This is a genomic window from Methanobrevibacter curvatus, assembly GCF_001639295.1.
Classification (GTDB): domain Archaea; phylum Methanobacteriota; class Methanobacteria; order Methanobacteriales; family Methanobacteriaceae; genus Methanoflexus; species Methanoflexus curvatus.
In genome coordinates this window covers 1-9,332 of sequence record NZ_LWMV01000221.1, presented here as the reverse complement: position 1 = coordinate 9,332, position 9,332 = coordinate 1, and the positions used below count along the sequence as shown (strand labels likewise).

The window sequence follows — 9,332 nt, the reverse complement described above, 5'->3', positions numbered from 1 at the left end:
ATGTGTATAAGGGACAGTATATATACATATATTTGTAACTCTTAAGATGATTGTATTTAATTCTAAAAGAAAATATGAGAAAAAAATGAGTAATAAAACAAATAAAATTCTAATTATCATTATAATAATAAATTTACTAGCTACTGCTTTTTTCACTTATTTTTATTTTTCTGATGATAAAAATGATTTAATAAATCATGTAAAAGAAAATAAAAACACTTTATACATTTGAGCAAGTGATAAAGATAATTTTAAATCTATAGCTATTGAAGATGCAAAAAATATTATCTCCTCCATATTTAATAAATATGTTAAAGAATATAAAAGTTTAAATGGAGAAGGATAGGGATTAATGATTTAAATCACAGCACAGATGAAAATATTCTTATTTACACATTTTATAATGTTAATGAAAAACAAATAACTAAAATCATGGATGACATTTTAAAACAGCTAAATCAAAGCTCAATTTTAGTTGAAAAAAATTTTTATTATTTCTATTATAGCAAATAGCTTAGTACAAACCATTTTATGCGAATCAGAGTAATGGTAAGATTTTAGAAATAATAGCTATTTAATGGTGTCAAAATAAACATCACTGTGTCTTTAGCCATTTAGTTTTTTTATATTTTATTTTATTTTATTTTATTTTGCTTTTGCTATATGGGCAGGATACCATTTTGAAAACCAGTTAGTGTATATTCCCATAATCAATGGAGCAAGAGAATTTATCAACCCTACATATGGTGAAAAAACTGTTTGCATTATAAATATTGTGGAAATTGAGATTAGTACATATAATACTCCCCATTCAATAGTCAAAATTCTATTTGTTTTTATAAAAAGAGGATTTTTAAAGGCCAATTCTCCATTGTAGTCTTTATTAGAATAATATGCAGTAAGAGGTATTTTTAAAAACCCTGAAAACAACCATAAAACTCCAAACAATAAATAAGATATGGAGACTATTGTTCCAACATTAAAACCCATTAATGTAATGACTCCTAAAATACTAACTAAAGAAACTGTGGCAAGATCATATATTGTAAGTTTAAACTTACCCCTAAGTAAAGGAATAAGTGAGGAAGATATAATGGCTAATGTTCCTCCAATTTGTGAACTAATTGGAACTAAAACCCAGAAAATAATCCATGGTGCTAATAAAAATAGCATGTTTGTAGATTTTGATTGTGTTTCTTTCTCAACAGATTCCCCAACAGATTTCCCAACACCAAAATAATCATCCATTTTTAACATAGTGTTAAAGTCACCTAAGACTCTATATTTTTTATCTATCATTGCCTTGGCTCCATTAACTTTTCCTTCTGAAATATCTTTCCACAATTGGAAACTTGTTTCAATTCTAGTGTTATACTCTTTGAAATCTTTTACTTTTAACTTAGATAAGTTTTTACTTAAATGAATTTGATATGTTTTCTCTAAATCAGTGAAATAAATTTCTATAATTACTTCTCCATCTTCTACTGTTCCTTTGTTGTAAATAGCTGTCATTTGTTTCATAAATCTATATGATTCTTCTTTATTTTCATAAGAATTAGCTATTTTTGAATTATTTTCATCATTGTTAATGCTATTTATAGTATTTTCTTCGGATGTGTTAATATCCCAACTTAAATTTGCAAGTTCTATAAAAGTATCTTTATCATATAATAATTCATCTAATTTTTCTTCTGTTTCTTTTGAAAATTCTTTATTTTTTCCATATTCTTCACCTGCAGTTTTAACATAAGATAAATATTGTGAAGTTCTATTTTTAAGAGAAGGATGAGCAAAAAGCTCTCCTTCAGTACATATAATTTTTTTTACTTTATCTCCATAGACAAGTTCAAATTGTTTAAATAATGCATCATAGTTATTTTCTTTTGTATAAAACCCACATGTTGAGATTAACACATAATTTTGTTTAGATAAATCATAGCGAGGAGGATGAATATTTCCTCCATTTTTAGGCTCTTCAATAAACGGTAGATTAAGAGGTAAAAGCCTATCCATAAACACTTTAATTTGGGAAGGCATACCAAAATAATAAAGAGGAAAGCTCCATATTATTAAATCAGCATTAATATACTTTTTTAAATTTTCTTCCATATCATCTTTAATTACACACTTTCCAGGACTCACAGTCCAGCAATTAAAACAACCTAAACACGGAGAAATGTTTTGTTTGATCATATCTAAAATATCTATATTATTATTTTGAGTATTGTTTAACCCTTTAATAAAATTTTCAGTTAATTGAAAAGTGTTGCTTTTATTTCCTCGTGGACTTCCATTTAATACCAATATCTTCATTTTTTCACCATTAAAATTTTAAAGGTTTTAACACTATTATATTAAATTTAAATTACACTGTTAAAATTATAAACTTAAATTATTGAATTTGAAATAATTGATTAAAATTAGATTAAAATTATCACTAGTTCGTAAAGTGTTTTTGTGTTTTTATATTATTATATTTTATGTGTTTTTTGTTTTTATATTTTGGGGTTGTTCTTTTTTTATTGATTGTTTTTTCATGTTATGTTGGAATCTGTTGTGGGTTTTGCTGGATTTTATTGGATTTGGTTTTGTTTGTTTGATTTTCAGGGTTTTTTTATGTACATTTTCAGAATTTTTCCGTGAGGTTTGTTCTTTTTTAGATTGTTACTTTGTTGTTGAACCATAGTTTTTCTTTGGTTGTTCGGTTGATTTGTTTTATCATGGTTTTGAATGTCCAAGTTATTTTTTGGCGTCCGCCTTGTTTTGCTGTCCTGAGTTCTGTCTATTGGATGTAGATCCAGATATTGACTAAGAGAAGACCTAGTCTTATGTATATGGTCTTAGTGCTGGTTTTTTCTAGTAATTTGTGTTCGTGCTTGGTTAATTGGCCTGTAGCTGGATTCTATTCCAAAATATTTTCTATACTCTTTAAATGTGTTTTTAATAAGTACATCCATGTTGTATATTCGTATGCAAAGTATTTTATTCTGCTTTGTTTATATTGCCTTTGGAGTATTTGACCACTATATTATCTTGGAATATGGCTTTGTTTTCTTTTGAATGCATTGTGTAGTTGGTAGAGTAGCTTTTTTGCCAGTTAATGTGTTTACTATTCCTCCGCCGGGTTCTATTTTCACACATGGTATGATAAAAGGTGTTTTTCTATTTTGGAGATAATTAATAAATTCTATGATGAAAAATTCTCTATCAAGGTAGAGTCCTTTAATTTTAAATTTATTGTTTTTGATTTCGTTTATTAAAACGTCTACAATCTCTTTTAAAGTTTCTCCTTTTTGGATATATTTTACAACCAAGGTGTAATGCTTGTTTCTTAATATTATATACATTTGGCTTGTTTAGGCTTGCTAAAAATGATTTAATGTGTCTTTAAATTTTTATTTGACTCATATCCTGTCACTGATCCATATTCTAAAAGTCCTAACAATTCATGCTTTAATGGCATTTTTAAACACTCCTTTTAACAAAAATTACGCATAGTATTTTATAACTTAAGTATTAGATAATTAGAGGGTGTAAATTTTTGTAGAATTTTTTCTAAAATTTTCAGTTTTAATTATATGTTTATAAATGAAAAGTGATTTCTCCAAAAAACTTCATGCTTTTTTACAACCTCAACTTAGCAAAACATTTATATATCATTAAAACATAACACTGTTATATATAAAAAAATAACAATGTTATATAACTATTGTTATGAAATATTAATGTGATGTTATAAATACATTTATATATGTATTAAATGATAAGATGCAACTATTAAATTAAAAACAATAATATGTCAAATAAAATCTCCAATCAAGTTATTGAAAATCATTTGCCTCCTAAATTACTGAAATCGAAGGACATAACTAGATTGATTAATGTTTTGGCTGATTTTTTTGGGTTGTCTACTTATTTGGTCATATTGAGTTTAAATAAGTCTAAAAAAGAGTGGTATCGTAATGTTTTTGGATTTAGATGTAGTTCGTATTATAAACATGAATTAACAATTTTATATTGATTAATTATAATGTATGGGTTAACATTTTACTAAGAATTAACATTTTAGCTTCTAGGTGTCAGGAGATATTTTTAATTTTTTGGGAGTGTATATTATATGAAAGATGGAATAATGCATGATAATGCTTATAATTAATTATAATTGAACTGTTTATAATTTATTGAAATTATTTAACTTATAAAAATTTTTCAAAAATTAAAAAAAATATGATATAAATAAATCAAATTCATAATAAACGAATAATTGTAAAAATTAAATGGCATTTTAAATGAAAAAATTGATGAATAAAACTGTGGAATAAAACTATAGAAATAAAATTATAGGATAAAATTATAGGATAAAACTATAGGGATAATATAATTAATGAATGTACAGAAGGGGATAGTAAATGGCAAATAATAATATTAATCCAAGTGATTTGGATACAGATTTCAAATTGGATCTTAGTAAAAATACATGTCCGACAAGAGAAGATCGTGCAAATGGAATAAATGTATTTTTTGGAAAAGCAAGTGAACTTTTAGAAGAAGGTAAAAAAGGTAGCTTAAAATGTACTGACAGGGATTTCCAACAGTCTGGTGGATGTCTTCTTAACTTTTATTTATCTGTAAGAGTTGCATCAATAAGGGATGCTGCCGTAATATTTAATGGTCCTGTAGGTTGTTCTACAACAGCTTTAGGATACAACGAATATTTTAGATTGGTACCACAAGAATTAGGCAGACCAGAGGACTTTGAACTTCATTGGTTAACAACTAATTTAAGTGAGGATGATGTTGTCTTTGGTGCTAAAGACACCTTGGCTGAAGCTATTAGAGAAGCTCAAGAAAGATATAACCCTAAAGCGATTTTTATATTAACAACTTGTGTTACAGGAATAATTGGCGAAGATATTGAAGGAACTGTAAATGAATTACAACCAGAAATTGATGCAACAATTGTACCAATACATTGTGAAGCAGTAAGGTCTAGAATAATTCAGACAGGATATGATGCATTTTGGCATGCAGTTCTTAAATATCTTGTTAAAGAGCCAGAAAAGAAACAAGAAGATTTGGTTAACATTGCAAGTATGCTCTCTTATACTTGGCAAGATAGGTTGGAAGTAATAAGATTATTAGGTGAACTTGGTCTTAGAGCAAACTTTATTCCAGAGTTTTGTACAGTAGAAGAGCTTGAACAGTTAGGTGAAGCTGCAGTAACTGCTCCAATATGTCCTACTTTCACTGACTATCTCTCAAAAGGTCTTGAACAAGAATTTGGTGTTCCATACTTCCTTTATCCTTCACCAGTAGGTATTACAAATACTGATGCATGGTTACGTCAAATTGCTAAATTCACTGGAAAAGAAAAAGAGTGTGAAGAGCTTATTGCAAGAGAACATAAAAAATGGGTTCCTAAATTAAAAGAACTTCAAAAAGGATTCCAAGACCTTAGTGTTAAGGATGGAAAACTTAATGTTCTTGGTTCTTTAGGTCAAGGAAGACTTGTTACTCAGTTACCTTACTTTGATGAGTTAGGAATCAAAGCTACCTCTGCAATGGCTCAAGATTTTGACAATCTTTTACTAAATGAGCTTCAGGATGTTATTGATACTGTTGGTGATTTTGATATAATGGTAAATACATTCCAATCTGCAGAGCAGGTACATATCACTAAACATACAAATCCAGATGTAGCATTAACTTGCCCACTACAAGGAGGAGCATGGAAATTGAAAACTAGTAGTATTGCAAGATTACATGCTGTTCGTGGAGATCCAACTGTTGCAAGTGCTCAATGTGGATATTCAGGATCAATTGCTTATGGAAACTTGTTGTTACAAACATTGAAAAATAAATCTTTCCAACGTATTATGACTGAAGAAAACGGTATCGTTTATCAAGATTGGTATTTAGAACAAGATGATCCACTTTATTTTGTTGAAAAGGGGAAATAAATAATGTCAAATGACAAGGCACAGTGTAAAAGTCAAACTAATAATGAAAGCCGAGTAGTTGAAGCTCCCCGATATGGATGCTCTCTTTCAGGAGTATATGAGGCAACTGTTGGACTAAAAAAAGCAGTTCCTATTTTGCATTCAGGTTCTGGATGTGGGATGAGTCAAATTCATGGTACTGGAATGGCTGGAGGATTTAACTCCACTGGTGACTACGGTAGTACCAATGTTCCATGTTCTTCTCTAGTAGAAGAACATGTTATTTTTGGTGGAGAAGATAAACTTAGAAAACTTGTTGATTCAAGTATTCAAATGTTTAACAGTGATTTATTTGTGGTTATTTCAGGTTGTGTTCCTTCGTTAATTGGTGATGATGTTGATGCAGTAGTTGGAGAATTCAGGGATAAAGTTCCTTTAATACATGTTAATGCTCCAGGGTTCAGTGGTAACTCTTTTCATGGTTATGAACTCTTTTTTGAAGCTTTAGCAGATCAACTTTTAACCCCTAAAAGAAAAAGAAAAAAATTAGTTAATATCTTTGGAATAGTTCCTTTTCAACATCTTTTTTGGAAAGGAGAACTTAAAACCATTAAACAAATACTTAAAGACATAGGTGTTGAAGCTAATGTTATTTTCACAGAATTTGATACATTAGAAACTCTAGAGAAAATCCCTGCAGCAGCATATAATCTTGTTCTTTCTCCATGGGTTGGTCATAGAGCTGCTAAAAAACTTGAGGAAAAATTTGGAACCCCATTTGTATCTTTCCCAGGTCCACCAGTAGGTCCAATACAAACAACTAAATTCTTAAGAAAAGTTGCAGACTTACTTGATTTGCCTACTAAAAAAGTTGAAGATTATATATTCAAGCAAGAAAGAGAGAGTTATGATCTTCTAGAGTTTGGAGCAGATGCCATTATTGTATACGATCCTAATTCTTACTTTGCAGTTGCTGCAGATACTAATACTGCTATAAATATTACTAAATATTTAACTGATGAGATTTCAGCTCTTCCAGAGGTCATTATTATTACAGACGATCCTCCTGTTGAGTTTAGGGATCAAATAGTTAAAGAATTTGAAAGTAAGGAGATTAATTTCTCTCCTGAGATAATTTTTGAAAAGGATACTTATAAAATTCAGAAACATCTTGAAAATAGGTCTTTTTCAACCCTTTTTGCAAGCTCTATTGAATCTGCATTTGCTAATAAGTTAAACAAGCTTCATCTTACTGTCACATTTCCTTCATATAATCGCTTGGTTTTAGGAGATAACTATGTAGGATACTTTGGTGGAACTCACTTTATTGAGAATGCAAAATCTATAAAATTAGGGCCATTGTAATACTTTGGGACTTTTTTATCAGTTTTTCGATTAAATATATAGATTTTATGATCATATAAATTTCATGATTATATAAATTTTATATATTAAAATTTTATAGATTATATAGATTTTATAAATTATAGAGTTTATAGGTTATATATATTTATATATTAAGATTCTATAAATTAAATATACATTATATTTAAATTTTAAATAAGTATACATCTTATTTATCTTTTTAATGATAATTAGATGTTTTATTTAATTTTTTAATAAAATATAATTAAATAAATATAATTAAATAAATTTATTTAAATTTTAAGGTTTTTTTACATTTGATAAAATGATAATTGTTATATGTAATTTATAACTAAGTTACATTTTATTAAAAAATGATTATAAAAAAATTTTTTAATTTAGAAAACAATGTAAAAACTATTGAAATGGCCGTATTTTTAATAAATATGGAAATAAGCTGAGTTTAATTTGCTTATATTATTTCAATTGATCTAAGATGTGTAAATAATTAAAATATAAGTTTTTAATAGTTTTTTATATATAATAATATAACAATTGTTATATATAATTTATAACAATGTTATTTTTTTATAAAATTTATTTTTTATAAAATAGCTTTTTATAAAGCAACTTTCTATAAAATAACTTTTTAATTTAGAAAATGCTGTTGTATTGCCCTTTTTTAATAAAAATATTAAATTTGGGACATTAAAGAAATATAAGTCGAAAAAACTATAATAAATGAGGTAAAATATGGTTAATAAGAAAATTTTAGGCATAGTTGCTGTGATAGCAGTTATTATAATTGCAGTCGTAGTTGTAGGTGGAGGAAGTACTGTTTTCTCAAGTAAACAAGTAAATAACACAGTTGAAGCAGCAGTTACGAAAGATTGTGCTGGAACTCCTTGGTTTGTAGCACAAGAGAAAGGATACTTTAAGAAATATGGTGTGAATTTCGTGGATAAAGGAGAAATACCTGTAGCTCAACAGTCTGCGGCATTTATAAGTGGTGAAATTAATGTGTATGCAGGACATCCTAATTCTGTGATTAATTTGATTAAGAGTGGAGCTAAAGCAAAAGCTGTAGCTGTAAGTGAGGCAGAGCCAACTAATAATGATGTAGAAAAAGAACATATGCACTGGCTTGTTAAATCAGATAGTCCATTAAAGACAGCAGCTGATTTTAAAGCATTTAAAGAACAAAATGGTCGTAAAGTCAAAGTTGCAATCGCTGCTCAAGGTACTTGTGCTGATTTAGAAACTAATGCTTGGTTTAGAAAAAATAATATAACTGATGAATACTATGAGTTTGTTGTTCTCCCTGATCCTCAACAAGAAGCAGCATTACAACAAGGCTCCATAGACATAGCTACTCTACACCCTCCTTTCTTTAATAAGGCAGAACATGATGGTGGAGCAAGAATATTATTTACTAGTACTCCTGCATTTGGTAAAGCAGCTGGAACTGTTTTAATTGTATTCAGTGATGAATATATAGAAAAATATCCTGACACCATTAGAGATTTCCTTAATGCATTTAAAGATGGTGAAAGATGGGCTAATGATAACCGTGAAGAGGCTGGTGAAATAACAGCTAAAGATATTGGTCTACCTTACACATCTAATACACATTGGTACAGTCCATCTGGAGCTATTAATGATGTAGCTAAAGGATATATTCAAGAATGGATTGATGCAATGGTCATTGATGGTCAATTAAAAGAAGGTGAAATCACTGTTGATCAGATAGTAACTGATAAATTTAAAGATACATGGAAAACTGATTTACCAGACAATTAAAACATAATAATTAAATAAAACTGAAAAAATAGATTTTTTTTTAAACTGCATTGAAAAATGTCATTTTTTTTGTTTTATAAATAATTTTTTTCTTATATCTTTTTTATATTTTCTACATTGTCTTATATCTTTTTTATATTTTTTTTTAAATAGGTATTTTTTTATTTAAGATAACTAATTTAAAATAAATATAACAATTGTTATTAATTTTATATAACATATATATAC

Annotated in this window: 7 protein-coding genes; 4 read left to right on the top strand and 3 right to left on the bottom strand. The window is 27.8% G+C overall.

The features are described from left to right. Positions 1-645 precede the first annotated feature (645 nt). From MBCUR_RS09290 to MBCUR_RS10475, 3 genes are all read right to left on the bottom strand, one after another. Complete coding sequence (locus tag MBCUR_RS09290) at positions 646-2,313, bottom strand: NAD(P)H-dependent oxidoreductase (RefSeq protein WP_067092635.1); 1,668 nt, start codon at positions 2,311-2,313, stop codon at positions 646-648. A gap of 290 nt (positions 2,314-2,603) precedes the next feature. Next, positions 2,604-2,738 (bottom strand): hypothetical protein, encoded by a 135-nt coding sequence (locus MBCUR_RS10975; RefSeq protein ID WP_281190586.1) that lies wholly within the window; start codon positions 2,736-2,738, stop codon positions 2,604-2,606. A 244-nt stretch (positions 2,739-2,982) separates the two neighbouring features. Then, a complete protein-coding gene (locus MBCUR_RS10475) occupies positions 2,983-3,141 on the bottom strand; it encodes a hypothetical protein (protein WP_157077735.1) in 159 nt (52 codons plus the stop codon). Positions 3,142-3,796: 655 nt separating this feature from the next. Between MBCUR_RS10475 and MBCUR_RS10470 the strand changes: the two genes are divergently transcribed. From MBCUR_RS10470 to MBCUR_RS09270, 4 genes are all read left to right on the top strand, one after another. Then, complete coding sequence (locus tag MBCUR_RS10470) at positions 3,797-4,021, top strand: hypothetical protein (RefSeq protein WP_157077734.1); 225 nt, start codon at positions 3,797-3,799, stop codon at positions 4,019-4,021. A 388-nt stretch (positions 4,022-4,409) separates the two neighbouring features. Beyond that, a complete protein-coding gene (locus MBCUR_RS09280; protein WP_067092632.1) occupies positions 4,410-5,960 on the top strand; it encodes a nitrogenase component 1 in 1,551 nt (516 codons plus the stop codon). 3 nt (positions 5,961-5,963) lie between these two features. Further along, a complete protein-coding gene (locus MBCUR_RS09275) occupies positions 5,964-7,304 on the top strand; it encodes a nitrogenase component 1 (protein ID WP_067092630.1) in 1,341 nt (446 codons plus the stop codon). Positions 7,305-8,057: 753 nt separating this feature from the next. Then, positions 8,058-9,104, top strand: a complete 1,047-nt coding sequence (locus MBCUR_RS09270) for an ABC transporter substrate-binding protein (RefSeq protein WP_067092629.1) — start codon at positions 8,058-8,060, stop codon at positions 9,102-9,104. Positions 9,105-9,332: the final 228 nt, after the last annotated feature.

Coding starts and splice junctions, on each gene's coding strand:
- MBCUR_RS09290 (WP_067092635.1), bottom strand. CDS start 2,313: ATGAAGATATTGGTATTAAATGGAAGTCCACGAGGAAATAAAAGCAAC.
- MBCUR_RS10475 (WP_157077735.1), bottom strand. CDS start 3,141: ATGTGTGAAAATAGAACCCGGCGGAGGAATAGTAAACACATTAACTGG.
- MBCUR_RS10470 (WP_157077734.1), top strand. CDS start 3,797: ATGTCAAATAAAATCTCCAATCAAGTTATTGAAAATCATTTGCCTCCT.
- MBCUR_RS09280 (WP_067092632.1), top strand. CDS start 4,410: ATGGCAAATAATAATATTAATCCAAGTGATTTGGATACAGATTTCAAA.
- MBCUR_RS09275 (WP_067092630.1), top strand. CDS start 5,964: ATGTCAAATGACAAGGCACAGTGTAAAAGTCAAACTAATAATGAAAGC.
- MBCUR_RS09270 (WP_067092629.1), top strand. CDS start 8,058: ATGGTTAATAAGAAAATTTTAGGCATAGTTGCTGTGATAGCAGTTATT.